This is a genomic window from Minwuia sp. IMCC3060 (assembly GCF_029909435.1).
Lineage (GTDB): Bacteria > Pseudomonadota > Alphaproteobacteria > Minwuiales > Minwuiaceae > Minwuia.
Genome location: NZ_CP123782.1, coordinates 3,062,670 through 3,077,664 on the forward strand (window position 1 = coordinate 3,062,670; position 14,995 = coordinate 3,077,664).

A 14,995-nucleotide genomic window follows, 5' to 3' on the forward strand; every position below is an offset into this window, starting at 1 on the left:
CCTACTTCGTCTCATGGGCGGCCCGGTTGTAGGGGTCGTCCAGACGGACGATATCATCCTCGCCCAGGTAGCTGCCGGACTGGATCTCGATGACCTCCAGCGGCACCTTGCCGGGGTTGGCGAGCCGGTGCGCCATGCCGACGGCGATATAGGTCGACTGGTTCTCCGACAGCAGCAGGTTTTCCTCCCCGCGCGTCACCCGCGCGGTGCCGGACACGACCACCCAGTGCTCGGCGCGATGATGATGCAGTTGCAGTGAAAGCTCTGCCCCCGGATTGACCATCAGGCGCTTCACCTGGAACCGCGGCCCTTCGTCCAGGGTCTCGTAGAACCCCCATGGCCGGTAATGGCGCACGTGGGTCTCGTGCTCGGCCCGGCCTTCCTGCTGCAGCCGGTCGACCACGATCTTGACGTCCTGCGCCCGGTCGCGGTGCGCCACCAGCACGGCATCCGCCGTCTGCACGATGGCCAGGTTCTCCACGCCAATGGCGGCGACCATGGCGTTCTCGGTACGGACGTAGCTGTTGTGGACATCATGCAGGATGGTGTCGCCCAAGGTGACATTGCCGTTGGCGTCCGTCTGCCCCACGTCCCAGAGTGCCGACCACGACCCGATGTCCGACCAGCCGAAGTCGCAGGCGATGACCGCGGCGCGATCCGTCTTCTCCATCACCGCGATGTCGATGGATTCGGCCGGACAGGCGGCGAAGGCATCCGCGTCGATGCGCAGGAAATCAAGATCCGGCTCCGCCTTGTCGACCGCCGTCTTCACGGCCCCGAGTATGTCGGGGCGCAGGTTCTCCAGTTCTCCCAGCAGGATGTCGGCGCGCGCCACGAACATGCCGCTGTTCCATAGATACTCGCCGCTGGCGACATACTCCTTCGCCGTTGCCAGATCCGGCTTTTCCGCGAACCGCGCCACCTTGTGGGCGTCGCCGGAGAGATGTTCCCCCGCGCGGATGTAGCCATAGCCGGTATTGGGACCGTCGGGGCGCATGCCGAAGGTAACGATGTGGCCCTGATCGGCCAGCGCGATCGCCTCCGCCAGACGGGCGCGGAAGGTCTCGCGGTCCAGGATCACGTGATCGGCAGGCAGCAGCACGATGATCGCGTCCCTGTCCAGCCCGCCGCAGTAGTGCGCGGCGGCGGCGGCGGCGGGGGCCGTGTTGCGGCCCACGGGCTCCAGCATCACCGTCAGCGGCGCGCGGTCGATGGCGTGAAGCTGCTCGGCCACGATGAAGCGGTGGTCATTGTTGCAGATCACCATGGGGGCACGCAGGCTGCCGTCCTCCGGCAGGCGCAGCGCCGTTTCCTGCAGCATGGTCGCTTCACCGCCCAGTGCCAGAAGCTGCTTCGGATAGAGCTTGCGCGACAGGGGCCACAGCCGCGTGCCGGAACCGCCGGACAGCAGGACGGGAAAGATGCGCTGGTCTTCAGGGGCGGACATGATGGAGCCTCTTGCTGCTCTGGGTCAGGCGAAGGAAGGTCAGGGCGACACGCCGATCATTGGCGAACCGGCGACAGATTGACAAGCGCGACACCCATGACAACCAGTACCATCCCGACAATCGCGACAATGCCGAAAGTCTCGCCGAACAGGGGCCAGGCGATCAGGGCGGCGGAGGGCGGCACCAGGAAGAACAGGCTGGCGACCCGGGAGGCGGCACCCTGACGGATCAGCACCATCAGCAGCGTGATCGCCCCGAATGACAGGACGATGACCAGCCAGGCCAGCGCGATCATGAACTCCGGCGTCCAGTCCACCTCACGGGTCTCGAAGATGAAGGCCATGGTCGTGGTCATCAGGAAAGCCGCCCCGAACTGGATGGCATTGCCGGTCCTGAGGTCCATCGCGGTGCAGAACCGCTTCTGGTACAGCGTTCCCAGGGTGATGCCGAACAGGGCGACGATACAGAGGCCCATGCCGAACGGGGTGCCGAGACCCAGCCCCAGCTTCTGCTCCACCACCAGCCCCACGCCGGTGAGTCCCAGCAGGAACCCGGCCCACTGGCGGCGGGTAACCCGCTCCCCCAGCACAGGCCCGGCGAGAATGGCGGTCAGGATCGGCTGGATGCCGACGATCAGGGCCGAGGTTCCGGCCTCCACCCCGTCATGGATCGCCGCGAAGACGCCGCCGAGATAGAATCCGTGCAGCAGGATGCCCACCACCGCCAGATGCGCGATCTGCCGCCAGTCCCGGGGCCAGGCGGCACGAAACACCAGCGCGACCAGCGTCAGTCCGGCCGCAACAATGGCAAAGCGGATGGCGAGGAATGTCATCGGCTCCGCGTGCGGCAGGCCAAGCTTGCCGCCGATGAAACCGGTCGACCACAGGAACACGAACAGTGCCGGCATCAGCACGGTCGTGGCCAGTGTCGCGGTCGGTGTGTTGGGCGCGGAACTCATGCGTGCTGCATAGAGCAAGCCGCACCGTTTGGGAACGGGCTGGCAGGTATGACAGGGTGCTTCGGAACAGTGCCGACCCTTGGCAACCTACCGCAGCGGTTGCATCACCAGCGTACCGATCGCGCCGGGTTCGATATCCTCTGCCCGCAGTGACATGGGGATGTAGTCCACCTGCCGCCAGCGTTCGGCAAAGTCGTCGTAATGCGGCGACAGCAGATGCCCCGACTGCCCCGTGGAATGCATGTAGAGCGACGCATCCAGATTATCGAGATTGTAAAGCGCGCGCAGCGATGCCGCATGCCCCGTGGTCATCGGACCTTCCGGGCTGGTGGGCCGCCCATGCGCCACATTGACGGTGAAGGACCCGCCGCCGACGGGAACCGAGACATCAAACACCTGTTTCAGCGGATCGACGCGCCCGAACGGATTGTGCGGGCTGATCGCCCGGTGAATGTCGCCCCAGCGCCAGTCTGCCCGGTCGCTGCCGTGCCGCATCTCCAGCCCGGCCATGGCCAGGTCCAGCGCGCGCATGGTGATCAGGGTACAGCTCTCCACCCCCTCCGTCGCCACGTCATCACACCAGCGGCTGGCCCCGTTGCGGTCGGTCAGCACGTTGTGAACGAAGGTCGGGCGGAAACCGAAGACCTGGTCGATCTGCTCCCCGGTCTCATCGACGATCAGCTGGCGCACCAGTTCCAGATACCAGGCGACGAAGATCGTCGGCTCCGTCCTGTCGGCATCCATGTCGCCGTCCCAGAGCTTCAGGTCCGCCACGACGGTCCGCAGACCCTCCCGCTCCGGCGCGATCGCCGTCATCAGGGGTTTCATCTGGCGCACGAACAGTGACACCTGGTCAGCCTGGATCGACTTGAAGCTCTCGATCGAATGGATCGACCGTGCTTCCAGAAGGTCGGTGATCCGCTGCGCCCGATAGGGGGCCGCCCACTCGTTGGTGATGAACCAGGGATAATCGTCACCGACGATGCGGTTGTTGGCCGTGATGACATAACCCTTCGCCGGATTGAAGGTCTGCGGCAGGGCGTCATAGGGGATGTAGCCGACACGCACCGCTTCCGGCTCCCACCCCTTCACCGGCAGCATGCCCTGCCAGTCGGACTGGTCCACGCGTACCGGCACCTTGCCCGCCGCGATGAAGCCGATGTTTCCGGCCACATCGGCATAGACCATGTTCTGCTGGGCACCGGTGAAGTCGCGCATGGCCTCCCGGAAATCGCGCCAGTTGCGGGCCGTGTGGGTGTTCAGACCCGCCCGGACCGAGAATTCATCGTCATCCAGGACATGCCAGCGGAACGCCACGACATGACCGTCCGGTGCGATGCCCGAAAGCCGCTCCGTCACGTCAGACATCACCGGGCCGTGCCGTGTCTTGCGCACGGTGATGGGCACATCGTCTCCGCCGCTGACACGGATGACTTCCTGCACCGTCTCGAACGTGGCCCAGCCGTCTTCCGTCCGGTACTGCGTCGGGTCGTCGGGGTTGACCTGCTCTATGTAGAGGTCCTGCGTATCCGGGAAGGTATTGGTGAACCCCCACGCGATATGGCGGTTGCGTCCCAGCACCACGAAGGGAACGCCGGGCAGGGTGGCGCCGATGGTGGCGTCAGTGCCGTCATCCATGGCCGCGAAGTACCAGATGGCGGGTGTCTGCAGGCCCAGATGCGGGTCATTGGCCAGCAGCGGCTTGCCGGTGGCACTGCGGCTGCCACTGACCACCCAGTTGTTCGACCCCGTGCCCGGACCTTGCGGGAACGGGTCCAGCTTCGCCAGGTCCGACCAGAAGTCGGCGGGCATGGCACTGGCCAGACTGCGGATGGCGGTCGGACCATCGGACGGATAGTCGGGCCAGAGGTCACGGATCTGTTCCGGGCTCAGACGGGTGGCGAGCGCCGCGCGCCGTGCCTCGTTGGCCCAGTTGCCACTCAGGTTCCAGGCCATCATCTTCAGCCAGACCAGCGTGTCGGCAGGCCGCCATGGTTCCGGTTCGATGCCGGTGATCAGGAACTCCGGGGGCAGCAGCCCGTCCCGGTTCTGCAGGAACGCGTTGATGCCCGCGACATAGGCGTCAAGCAGGGCGCGGGTTTCGGTGTCCAGCCGTTCCACCGTCCGCTCCGCCACCCGGTAGACGCCAAGCGTCCGCAGGAACACATCGGTGGAAACCGTGGATTCCCCGGCGATCTCGGAAAGCCGCCCCTGCCCGATGCGCCGCTGCATCTCCATCTGCCAGAGCCGGTCCTGCGCATGCACGTAACCCAGCGCGAACAGGCTGTCGGCGCGGTTCTGGGAACGGATATGCGGCACGGCAAAACGGTCGCGCACGATGCGTACCGTGTTCTCCAGTCCGCGCAGGGCGACGGTGCCCTGATACTCGGGCAGCGACATGCGACCGGCTATGAAGACACCCACCACGGCGATGGCCAGCGTCAGCACGATGGTGAACAGCAGTCGCCAGAGCCACTTCATTTGAATTACCGCCGCAGGATTCCCGAATCGCTCATAGTCCCGAGCATGGCCCCTTTGCCGTGCACGTCAACCGCACAGCCTGCGATTCGCAGGCCTTCCGGTCCCCCGCCGCGCAGTGTAGGAATGGGGCAAAGGGAACATCGGGCAGGGGTATCGCACCATGGCACAGAAAGCAGCATTCATCGGTCTCGGCGTCATGGGCTTTCCCATGGCCGGATACCTGCAGCAGAAGGGGTATGAGACAACCGTCTACAACCGCACCGCGGCGAAGGCGGACGAGTGGGTGGGCAAGTATGGCGGCAACAGTGCCCGGACGCCGAGACAGGCGGCCGAAGGCGCGGATTTCGTCATGGTCTGTGTCGGCAATGACGACGACCTGCGCAGTGTGGTGCTGGGTGACGATGGCGCCCTGGCGGGCATGAAGGCCGGTGCCGTTCTGGTTGACCACACCACCGCCTCCGCCGACGTGGCGCGGGAGATCGCGGCACATGCGGCGGACAAGGGTGTCGGCTTCGTCGATGGCCCGGTCTCCGGCGGCCAGGCCGGGGCGGAGAATGGTGTGCTGACCGTCATGTGCGGCGGCTCGCAGAAGGATTTCGACACCGCGAAGCCCGCGATCATGTCCTATGCCCGCGCCTGTGAACTGCTGGGAGAGGCCGGCAGCGGCCAGATCGCCAAGATGGTCAACCAGATCTGCATCGCCGGTCTGGTCCAGGGCCTGTCGGAGGCCCTGCATTTCGCCCAGTCCGCCGGACTGGACGGGCGCAAGGTGGTGGACACCATCTCCAAGGGTGCGGCGCAGTCCTGGCAGATGGAAAACCGCTACGAGACCATGCTGGACGACCAGTTCGAGTTCGGTTTCGCCGTCGACTGGATGCGCAAGGACCTGGGCATCTGCCTCGAACAGGCGAAGCGCATGGGTATCAGCCTGCCGGTCACGGCTGTCGTCGATCAGTTCTACGGCGATGTGCAGGCCATGGGCGGTGGCCGCTGGGACACCTCCAGCCTGATCCGGCGCCTGCGCCAACTGAAGAAGAGCTATGACTGAAGAGGCCCCATGTCTGACGAAGTAGATCAGGACAACATCACGGCCCGGTCGATGCGCGCGGCGGAGGATGCGGCGCGCAACCGGCGAAAGTCAGGGCGCATGAGTCCCCTGCTCTGGGCCGTGATCCTTGTCGCCGCCGTCACGCTGTATACCTTGTTGCTTGCCTGACCTCGCCACGCGGAAGAACCCGAAGACCACAATGCCTGCCGGAGATCCTGTTTCATGAGTGATGCGCCCCGCGCCCTGCCCCGTGCCCTGCCGAGTTCCATCGACGAGACCGCGACCCTGCTGTCGGAGGCGGATTACGTCGCAGACCGCAGTCTCGCCACCGTTTCCTTCCTCTCCATGCGCATGGGACGGCCCATCTTCCTGGAGGGAGAGGCCGGTGTCGGCAAGACCGAGCTGGCGAAGGTGCTGTCGACCACGCTGGGCCGACCGCTGGTCCGGCTGCAGTGCTACGAGGGGCTGGACGTTGCCTCCGCCGTCTACGAATGGAACTACGCCCGCCAGATGCTGGAGATCAGGCTTGCGGAAGCGGCGGGCGAGACGGATCGCGAACGCCTCTCGAAGGGCATCTTCACGGAGGAATTCCTGATCCGGCGGCCGCTGCTGCAGGCCCTGGACGGGAAGCCGGGTGCGGCACCGGTGTTGCTGATCGACGAACTGGACCGCACGGACGAACCGTTCGAGGCCTATCTGCTGGAAGTCCTGTCCGACTTCCAGATCTCGATCCCGGAGATCGGCACCATCAAGGCGCCCGAGCCGCCGCTGGTGGTCATCACATCGAACCGGACCCGCGAGATCCATGACGCGCTGAAGCGCCGCTGTCTCTATCACTGGGTGGATTACCCGGATGCGGCGCGGGAACTGGAGATCCTGCGGCGCAAGGCCCCCGAAGCGCCGGAGCAGCTGACCCAGCAGATCGTCGGTTTCATCCAGGAACTGCGCAAGCAGGACCTGTTCAAGCAGCCGGGCGTGGCGGAGACCATCGACTGGACCCGGGCGCTGACCGAACTGGACGTCATTGTCCTGGACCCGGACACCATCAACAACACGCTGGGCGTGATCCTGAAATATCAGGACGACATCGTGAAGATGCAGGGCAGCGAGGCGTCGCGCATCCTGCAGCAGGTGCGGGCGGAGGCGGTGGCAGGCTGATGTTCGGCTCGGCACCGGTTCCCCCGGCGGACGGCGAGGCTGCGGCCGACGGGCCGAAGGGCGGCCGGCTGCCGGAGAACATCATGCATTTTGCCCGCGCGCTGCGGGTTGCCGGGCTGCCGGTCGGCCCCGGCAAGACACTGGACGCGATCCGCGCGGTGGAGACCGCCGGGCTGCGTCATCGCAAGGACTTCTACTGGACCCTGCATTCGGTCTTCGTGAACCGCCGCGACCAGAAGGAACTGTTCGACCAGGCGTTTCACATCTTCTGGCGCGATCCGCAGCTGCTCGAGAAGATGATGTCGCTGCTGCTGCCGGAGGTCCGCCCCGACATCGACGGATCGGAGGAGGCGGAGCGCAAGAAGACCATGCGCCGGATCGCCGAGGCACTGGCACCGCAGTCGCGCCAGGAACCACCCGACAGCGGCGAGCAGGAAATCGAGATCGACGCGACCCTGACCGTCTCCGACGAGGAACGGCTGCAGACCCGCGATTTCGAGGACATGACCAATACGGAAATGGAGGAGGCGCGGCGTGCCATGGCACGGATGCGCCTGCCCCTGATGAACGTGAAGACGCGACGGTTCCAGCCGAAGCCGAACGGTCGCCGGGTCGACATGCGCCGCAGCTTCCGCGCCATCATGAAGTCCGGCGGGGATGCCATGCCGCTGGAGCATCGGGCGCGGGTCGAACGTCATCCGCCGCTGGTGGTGCTGTGCGACATTTCCGGGTCCATGGAACGCTACAGCCGCATGATGCTGCATTTCATGCACGCCATGACCAGCGACCGCGACCGGGTGCACAGCTTCCTGTTCGGCACCCGGCTTTCCAACATCACCCGCCACCTGCGCCACCGCGACATCGACGTGGCGCTGGAGCGGATCGGCGCACAGGTACAGGACTGGTCCGGCGGCACCCGCATCGGCGCGACGCTGGAGGAGTTCAACCGATTCTGGTCGCGGCGGGTGCTGGGCCAGGGGGCGGTGGTGCTGATGATCACCGACGGGCTGGACCGGGACGCCGGGGACGGGCTGGAACTGGAGATGGAACGGCTGCACAAGTCGTGTCGGCGGCTGATCTGGCTGAACCCGCTGTTGCGGTTCGAGGGGTTCGAGCCGAAGGCACGCGGCATCCGCGCGATCCTGCCGCATGTTGACGATTTCCGCCCGGTCCACAATCTGGAGAGTCTGTCACAACTTGCCGAAGCACTGGGCGACATGGGACCGCGTCGTCTGGAAGCTGCCCGCACCTGGTCTGGAGAACTGGCATGAGCACCGAAACACGCGACATCCTGCAGAGCGCCGCTGACTGGCAGGCAGCCGGTCGCAAGGTCGCGCTGGCGACCGTGGTCTCCACCTGGGGCTCCGCCCCGCGACCGGCGGGCAGCCAGCTTGCGATCGCGGAGAACGGCGACTTCGTCGGCTCCGTCTCCGGCGGCTGCGTCGAGGGCGCGGTCGTGGCCGAAGCGCTGGAGATCATGCGCAGCGGCACCCCGAAACAGCTCGACTTCGGCGTCAGCAATGACGAGGCCTGGGAAGTCGGACTGGCCTGTGGCGGCAAGATCTCCGTCTTCGTCGAACGGCTGGAATAGACCATGAAACGTAAACTTCTCGACCAGTTGCTGGCTGACCGCGCGGCACAGCGCACCGTTGTCGTTGCCACCCATCTGGCCAGCGGCGACCAGCGCCTGATCCATCCCGGTGACAATGACCCGCTGGCCGCAGAGGCGGCACTGGCGATCCAGTCCGACAAGCCCCGCACGGTCGAGACTGCGGACGGCGACGTGTTCCTGAACGTCTTCAATCCGCCGCTTCGGATGATCATCGTCGGTGCGGTGCATATCGCGCAGGCACTGGCCCCCATGGCGGCGATGACCGGCTATGACGTGACCATCGTCGATCCGCGCCAGGCCTGGGCCACGCCGGAACGGTTCCCCGATATCCGCATCATGGACGCCTGGCCCGACGAGGCGCTGGCGGAGCTGAAACCCGACCACCGCACCGCCATCGTCACCCTGACACATGACCCGAAACTGGACGACCCTGCCCTGCAGGCCGCCCTGGCGTCGGATGCGTTCTACATTGGCTCCCTCGGGTCGCGAGGCACCCACGCGAAGCGGATCCAGCGGCTCGAAACAGCCGGTTTCGACGAGAGCAACCACAGCCGCATCCATGGACCGGTGGGCCTGAACATCGGCGCGAAGTCGCCCGCGGAGATCGCCGTCTCCATCATGGGACAGGTCACCGCCGCACTGCGTGGAGCCGCGGCGTGATCTTCGGCCGCCTGCCGCTGGATGAGGCACTGGGTGCCTGGCTTGCCCATGGCCTGACCATCGACGGGCGGCGCCACAAGAAGGGCCACGCGCTGACTGCCGCTGACATCGCGTGGTTGCGCGACAAGGGGACAACCAGCGTGCTCGCCGCCCATGCCGGGCCGGATGACATTGCCGAGGATCTGGCGGCGGAGCAGGTGGCGACCGCCAGTGCAGGGGACGGCACCCGCACCAATGCCCCCTTCACGGGCCGCTGCAACATCTATGCGGAGGCGGCGGGGGTCGTGCTGATCGACCGCGAGGTGATCAACGCGATGAATGCGGTGCACGAGAGCATCACCATTGCCACGGTCGAACCCTGGGCAACCGTGGAGGCCGGGCAGATGCTGGCCACCATCAAGATCATTCCCTTCGCGGTTCCGGCTGAAACCGTTGCGGCGGTCGTCGGACGGGCACAGGGGGCCGTCGCCCTCGCCGCCTTCACGCCGCACAGGGTCGGCGTCATCGCCACCCGCCTGCCTGAAACCAAGCCGTCCGTGATCGCCAAGGCCGCCGAGGTGATGGACCTGCGCCTGCGCCGCGTGGGCAGTTCGGTGGGCGACGTCGAGACCGTCGACCATCACGAGGATGCGCTGGCCGACACCATCCGGCGTCAGCATGCGCGCGGCAACAACCCCATCGTGATCTTCGCCGCCTCCGCCATTACCGACCGCCGGGATGTGATTCCCGCCGGGATCGTCGCGGCAGGCGGCATGATCCGTCACTACGGCATGCCCGTCGATCCGGGCAATCTGATGCTGATCGGCGACCTGCAGGGGGTGCCGGTGATCGGCGCGCCCGGCTGCGCCCGCAGCCCGAAACCGAATGGTTTCGACTGGGTACTCAACCGCCTGCTCGCCGGACAGGACGTGGATGCCGCGGCGATCATGGGGATGGGTGTCGGCGGCCTGCTGATGGACACGGTGCAACGCGGTGCGCCCAGGGACGGAAAGACCGACATGAACTCAGGCGCACAGAGAATGCCACGCGTGGCCGGCATCGTGCTCGCGGCAGGGCAGTCACGCCGCATGGGCGCGGACAACAAGCTGCTGGCCGACGTGGGCGGCAAGCCCATGCTGCTGCATGCCATCGAGGCGGTGGAGGCCAGTGCCGCGACACCGCTGATCGTCGTCACCGGGCATGAGCCGGATCAGGTCACGGCAGCTCTCGGCGACCAGCGGCCGGTGACCGTCACGCACAATCCGCGCTTTGCGGAGGGACTGAGCACATCGCTGGCGACAGGGATCGCCGCTGTACCGGAAGGCTGTGACGGGGCGCTGGTCTGCCTCGGCGACATGCCCCGCGTCACCTCCGCCCTGCTGGACCGCATGATCGCCGCCTTCAACCCGGTGGAGGGCCGCGCCATCGTCATCCCGACCCGGCACGGCAAGCGCGGCAACCCGGTGCTGTTCGACCGGCGCTTCTTCGCCGCGATCCGCGATGTTGCAGGCGACACCGGCGCGCGCCACCTCATCGGCCAGCACGAGGATCTGGTAGCGGAGATAGCGGTGGACGATGACTCCATCTTCATGGATGTCGACACGCCCGAGGCGTTGGCGAGGATAAGGGACTGATGGCTTTCGATGTTTCAGCCGTCCGGGCGCAGTTTCCGATCCTGAACCATGCGGCTGACGGGATGCCGTCACTGCACTACCTCGACAATGGCGCGACGGCGCAGATGCCTGACGCGGTGCTGGCCGCGATACAGGCCCATGAAACAACGGCACGATCCAATGTGCACCGGTCGGTTCACCGGCTGGCGGAGGCCGCGACCCGTGCCTACGAGGGTGCGCGCCAGACCATGGCGCGCTTTGTCGGTGCGGCGGCGGAGGAAATCATCTTCACATCCGGCACCACGGCAGCCATCAACCTCGTCGCCCATTGTTTCGGCGCACGGCTGCAGGCGGGGGACGAAGTGCTGGTCTCCGTCCTGGAGCACCATTCCAACATCGTGCCCTGGCAGATGCTGCGGGACCGCAGCGGCATCGTGCTGAAAGCCCTGCCCGCGACGGAGGATGGCCGCATCGACCTGGACCGGCTGGAGGATCTGGTCACACCGCGCACACGCCTGATCGCGCTGACCCACGTCGCAAACGTCACCGGTGCGGTGACCGACGTCGCCCGCGTGGTGGAGGCTGCTGGGTCGGTCGGTGCGGAGGTATTGCTGGATGGCGCCCAGATGGTGCCGCACGGGCCGCTCGACGTCACCGCGCTCGGGGTCGGCTTCTATTGCTTCTCTGGCCACAAGATGTTCGGACCGAACGGCGTCGGCGTGCTCTGGGGCCGGACTGACCTGCTGGCGGACATGCCCCCGTTCATGGGCGGCGGCGAGATGATCGCCCATGTATCGCTGGACCGGACCCGCTATGCGGAGCCACCCATGCGGTTCGAGGCCGGTACACCGCCCATCACCCCTGCCATCGGCATGGCAGCGGCAGCGGACTGGCTGACGGGCCAGGACCTTGCGGGGGCGGAGGCGCATCTGGCGACCCTGACCGGACAGGCCATCGACGGACTTTCGGCCATGAAGGGGGTCAGCGTCATCGGCCCCACCGGGTCACAGGCGCGCCTGCCCGTGATCTCCTTCACCATGGACCCGCTGCATCCGCATGACGTGGCCCAGATTCTGGACAGTCACGGGGTCGCCGTACGCGGCGGCCACCACTGCGCCCAACCCTTCATGGACAGCCGCGACATTGCGGGCACCGTCCGCGCCTCCCTCGCGCTCTACAATGATGCCGATGACATTCGCGCCCTGCTGCACGGGCTGGAACAGGTGAGGGCATTGCTGTGAGCGAGATCTATCAGACGGCGTTCCTGAAACTCGCCGGGCGGGCCAGCGGGGCCGGACGGCTCGACGCCCCGGACGCGACGGCGACCACACACAACCCCATGTGCGGTGACCGCATCACGATGGACCTGAAACTGGACGGGGACCGGATCGTTGCGCTCGGCTACGAGATCCGGGCCTGTCTGGTGTGTCAGGCCTCCGCCTCGATCGTTGGTGAAACCGCTGTCGGACGCACGTTGGACGATCTGTCCGACCAGCGCGAAGCGATCCGCGCATTCCTGAAGAGCGAGTCGGATGCGCCTGACGATTACAGTGAATTTGAAGCCGTAAGGGCCCACATCAGCCGTCATCACTGCGTATTGCTGCCCTATCAGGCCATTCAGGACGCCGTTTCAGCCACGATCAGCGATTGAGCCATACAGGTCCCCGGGCCGTCATGAGACGGCTTCAGCGCTTGCGGAAGAACTGTGCCGCACCCCATCCTGCCAGACAGGCGACTATGACGGCGCAGATGCCGTAGAGCGCCGGCTGGCGACGGGAAAAGATGAAGACCGCCCGTTCGATGCCCGACTTGTCGATGATGATCGGCTTGGTTTCACCGACCACCACCTGGCCGTCCTGAAACAGGTAGATCTGGGCGTTGTAGTTGCCGACAGGCACATTGGCCGGAAACGGGATCGTGGCGCGGAACAACCGGTCATAGATGACGGAGACCGCCCCTTCATCGGAACGGTAGAGACCGTTCGCCAGCCTGCGGCGGCGAATCGCTTCGGCGAACAGGTCGCTCGTTTCCGGCGTCGATGTCTCGCCGGTGAACTTCAGGCTGCTGATGCCGATCCCGTTGCGTCGCAGGATGCGCTCGCTGGCGATCTCCGACAGGGGTCGGTTGGAGGCAATGGCGTAGAAGCCCGGCACACCGCTGTAGCTGACGGCATCCGTATTGAGCCAGACGCCACCCACACTTTCCTTGCGCCGGACGGTCAGATCCTGATCCGGTCCACGCACGACAATCACGACATCGCCGCCGCCGCCGCCCAGCGCTCCGAACAGCAGCAGTTCGGTACCGGTGTAACTGGAGGTGATGCCGATCCGGTGGGAGGAGATGTCGCTGACCAGTGTCGCATCCGCATGCGCCGGTGCGCTGCTGGCCAGAAACACGGAAATGGCAATCAGCAGTTGCCGCATCACCCGGACCTGCTGATCGACAGGCTGTAGAGATCATCCGGGGTCAGGAACAGGTCGATGCCCAGCTTGATGCAGACACCCAGCACCATCGTGGCCAGCAGGGCGCGCAACTGTTCCGCCTTCAGATTGACGCCGACACGCGAACCGATCTGTGCCCCGATGACCGATCCGGGCAGCAGCAGCAGCGCCAGCAGCACATCCACCGTCTGGGTATTGATCGAGTGCATGATGGTCACGGCGGCGGTGACGAACGTGATCTGGAACAGGGAAGTGCCAACCACGACCGCCGTGGGCATGCCCAGCAGGTAGATCATGGCGGGCACCATGACGAAGCCGCCCCCCACGCCCATGATCGCGGCCAGCAGTCCGACGACGAAGCCGACACCGAGTGGCGGCAGCGCGCTGATATAGAGCTTGGAGCGGCGGAAACGCATCTTGAACGGCAGGCCATGCACCCAGTAGTGCTGTCGCATGCGCCGCCGCGGCGCGCCACGCCGCTGGCGCAGCAGCGCCCGTGTGCTCTCGACGAACATCAGCGAACCGATGATGCCCAGGAAGACCACGTAGGAAAGACGGATCATCAGATCGATCTGACCCAGACTCTTCATCCAGGCAAAGATCAGACTGCCGAAGAAGGATCCGACAAGGCCCCCGGCCAGCAGCACCAGCCCCATCTGGATATCGACGTTCTTGCGTCGCCAGTGACCGATGGCCCCGGAGACACTGGCGGCGACGATCTGGTTGGCCTGGGTGGCTACGGCGACGGCGGCCGGGATGCCCATGAAGATCAGCAGTGGCGTCATCAGGAAGCCGCCGCCAACGCCGAAGATGCCTGACAGGAACCCGATTCCCGCACCCATGCCGATCAGCAGCAGGATGTTCACGGGCATCTCGGCGATGGGGAGATAGATCTGCACCGGGCGCGCCTAGCCTGTCACAAGCCGCATACCGACAAACTGCCGATACCACGCCTCAGTTGCCGAACAGTTTTCCCAGCCCACCACCACGGCGCTCATGCGCTTGGCCCGCCTCTTCCGTCCTGTATTCACCGCTCATTCGCATCACGGCACGTTCCAGCGGCAGTACCGAGGCCGCCGCCTTCTCCGCCGCATCGGCAGCGCGGCGCACATCCTGCGACAGGCTGCCGATATCCTGCAATTGCCTTGAAAGTTCCTGCACCGGCTCCGCCACCGGCAACAGCAGCCCGAGGTAGTCATGGATGAGCAACTTGATCTCGTCCAGTTCTCCCTGCAGCCGCGTGCTCAGCTCCGTCGGTGCCTCTTGCACTTCGCGTAGATGTGTCGTCTCGACATTCTCGCTGGCAGGCCGCGCCTGCTGGAACGTGGCTTCAAGTGCCGCGCGCTGCGCGTCGAGCTGTTCCTGAATTGCCGAAAGCAGCACTTCGTTGGCCAGGGCGGGCAACTGTCCAGTGTCGGCAGCGGCTTCCCGCGTCCCAAGCTGCTCGGCAACCGCATTCCGGATCGTCCGGTTGAGCCACTGGCCGAGCGTCAGTCCGGCCCGTCGTGCGGCAACCTTGGCAGCCTCACGCGTCTCGGGCTCGACTCCACGAACGCTCCAGGGGGTTTCTGATGACATTTTGCGCTTCAGGGCTCAT

At 65.8% G+C, this 14,995-nt stretch carries 15 protein-coding genes; 9 read left to right on the plus strand and 6 right to left on the minus strand.

Translation table 11 applies throughout. From position 1 onward, the window contains the following. Position 1 precedes the first annotated feature (1 nt). The 3 genes from QGV54_RS14465 to QGV54_RS14475 all read right to left on the minus strand — a co-directional run bounded on the left by QGV54_RS14465 (position 2) and on the right by QGV54_RS14475 (position 4,887). Positions 2 to 1,447: a mannose-1-phosphate guanylyltransferase/mannose-6-phosphate isomerase gene (locus QGV54_RS14465; protein ID WP_281016137.1), complete on the minus strand. Its 1,446-nt coding sequence runs from the start codon at positions 1,445 to 1,447 to the stop codon at positions 2 to 4. Positions 1,448 to 1,503: 56 nt separating this feature from the next. Further along, entirely contained in the window at positions 1,504 to 2,406 is a 903-nt protein-coding gene (locus QGV54_RS14470; RefSeq protein WP_281019969.1) for a DMT family transporter, read from the minus strand. A gap of 87 nt (positions 2,407 to 2,493) precedes the next feature. After that, a complete protein-coding gene (locus QGV54_RS14475) occupies positions 2,494 to 4,887 on the minus strand; it encodes a penicillin acylase family protein (protein ID WP_281019970.1) in 2,394 nt (797 codons plus the stop codon). Between the two features lie 160 nt (positions 4,888 to 5,047). Between QGV54_RS14475 and QGV54_RS14480 the strand changes: the two genes are divergently transcribed. From QGV54_RS14480 to QGV54_RS14520, 9 genes are read left to right on the plus strand one after another with little or no spacing between them, the layout of a single operon-like run. Beyond that, positions 5,048 to 5,935, plus strand: a complete 888-nt coding sequence (locus QGV54_RS14480) for an NAD(P)-dependent oxidoreductase (RefSeq protein ID WP_281016134.1) — start codon at positions 5,048 to 5,050, stop codon at positions 5,933 to 5,935. Between the two features lie 9 nt (positions 5,936 to 5,944). After that, entirely contained in the window at positions 5,945 to 6,103 is a 159-nt protein-coding gene (locus tag QGV54_RS14485; RefSeq protein WP_281016133.1) for a hypothetical protein, read from the plus strand. Between the two features lie 54 nt (positions 6,104 to 6,157). After that, positions 6,158 to 7,093, plus strand: a complete 936-nt coding sequence (locus QGV54_RS14490) for a MoxR family ATPase (protein WP_281016132.1) — start codon at positions 6,158 to 6,160, stop codon at positions 7,091 to 7,093. Then, the gene (locus tag QGV54_RS14495; RefSeq protein ID WP_281016131.1) at positions 7,093 to 8,364 is read left to right on the plus strand and encodes a VWA domain-containing protein; all 1,272 of its coding nucleotides are present in this window, start codon (positions 7,093 to 7,095) and stop codon (positions 8,362 to 8,364) included. Before QGV54_RS14490 ends, QGV54_RS14495 begins: the two co-directional genes overlap by 1 nt. Next, a complete protein-coding gene (locus QGV54_RS14500; RefSeq protein WP_281016130.1) occupies positions 8,361 to 8,684 on the plus strand; it encodes an XdhC family protein in 324 nt (107 codons plus the stop codon). The genes QGV54_RS14495 and QGV54_RS14500 overlap by 4 nt, the downstream gene beginning before the upstream one ends. Before the next feature lie 3 nt (positions 8,685 to 8,687). Continuing rightward, positions 8,688 to 9,365: an XdhC family protein gene (locus tag QGV54_RS14505; RefSeq protein ID WP_281016128.1), complete on the plus strand. Its 678-nt coding sequence runs from the start codon at positions 8,688 to 8,690 to the stop codon at positions 9,363 to 9,365. Next, positions 9,362 to 10,978 (plus strand): molybdopterin-binding/glycosyltransferase family 2 protein, encoded by a 1,617-nt coding sequence (locus QGV54_RS14510; protein ID WP_281016127.1) that lies wholly within the window; start codon positions 9,362 to 9,364, stop codon positions 10,976 to 10,978. The genes QGV54_RS14505 and QGV54_RS14510 overlap by 4 nt, the downstream gene beginning before the upstream one ends. Next, a complete protein-coding gene (locus QGV54_RS14515) occupies positions 10,978 to 12,198 on the plus strand; it encodes a cysteine desulfurase (protein ID WP_281016126.1) in 1,221 nt (406 codons plus the stop codon). Before QGV54_RS14510 ends, QGV54_RS14515 begins: the two co-directional genes overlap by 1 nt. Beyond that, positions 12,195 to 12,608: an iron-sulfur cluster assembly scaffold protein gene (locus QGV54_RS14520; RefSeq protein WP_281016125.1), complete on the plus strand. Its 414-nt coding sequence runs from the start codon at positions 12,195 to 12,197 to the stop codon at positions 12,606 to 12,608. The genes QGV54_RS14515 and QGV54_RS14520 overlap by 4 nt, the downstream gene beginning before the upstream one ends. Before the next feature lie 34 nt (positions 12,609 to 12,642). Here the strand turns inward: QGV54_RS14520 and QGV54_RS14525 are convergent, their stop codons facing one another. Genes QGV54_RS14525 through QGV54_RS14535 form a run of 3 tightly spaced genes read right to left on the minus strand, consistent with a single transcriptional unit; the run spans position 12,643 to position 14,976 of the window. Beyond that, complete coding sequence (locus QGV54_RS14525; RefSeq protein WP_281016124.1) at positions 12,643 to 13,380, minus strand: TIGR02186 family protein; 738 nt, start codon at positions 13,378 to 13,380, stop codon at positions 12,643 to 12,645. Then, a complete protein-coding gene (locus QGV54_RS14530; protein WP_281016123.1) occupies positions 13,380 to 14,297 on the minus strand; it encodes a sulfite exporter TauE/SafE family protein in 918 nt (305 codons plus the stop codon). The genes QGV54_RS14525 and QGV54_RS14530 overlap by 1 nt, the downstream gene beginning before the upstream one ends. A 55-nt stretch (positions 14,298 to 14,352) precedes the next feature. Further along, a complete protein-coding gene (locus QGV54_RS14535; RefSeq protein ID WP_281016122.1) occupies positions 14,353 to 14,976 on the minus strand; it encodes a hypothetical protein in 624 nt (207 codons plus the stop codon). Between the last annotated feature and the right edge of the window lie 19 nt (positions 14,977 to 14,995).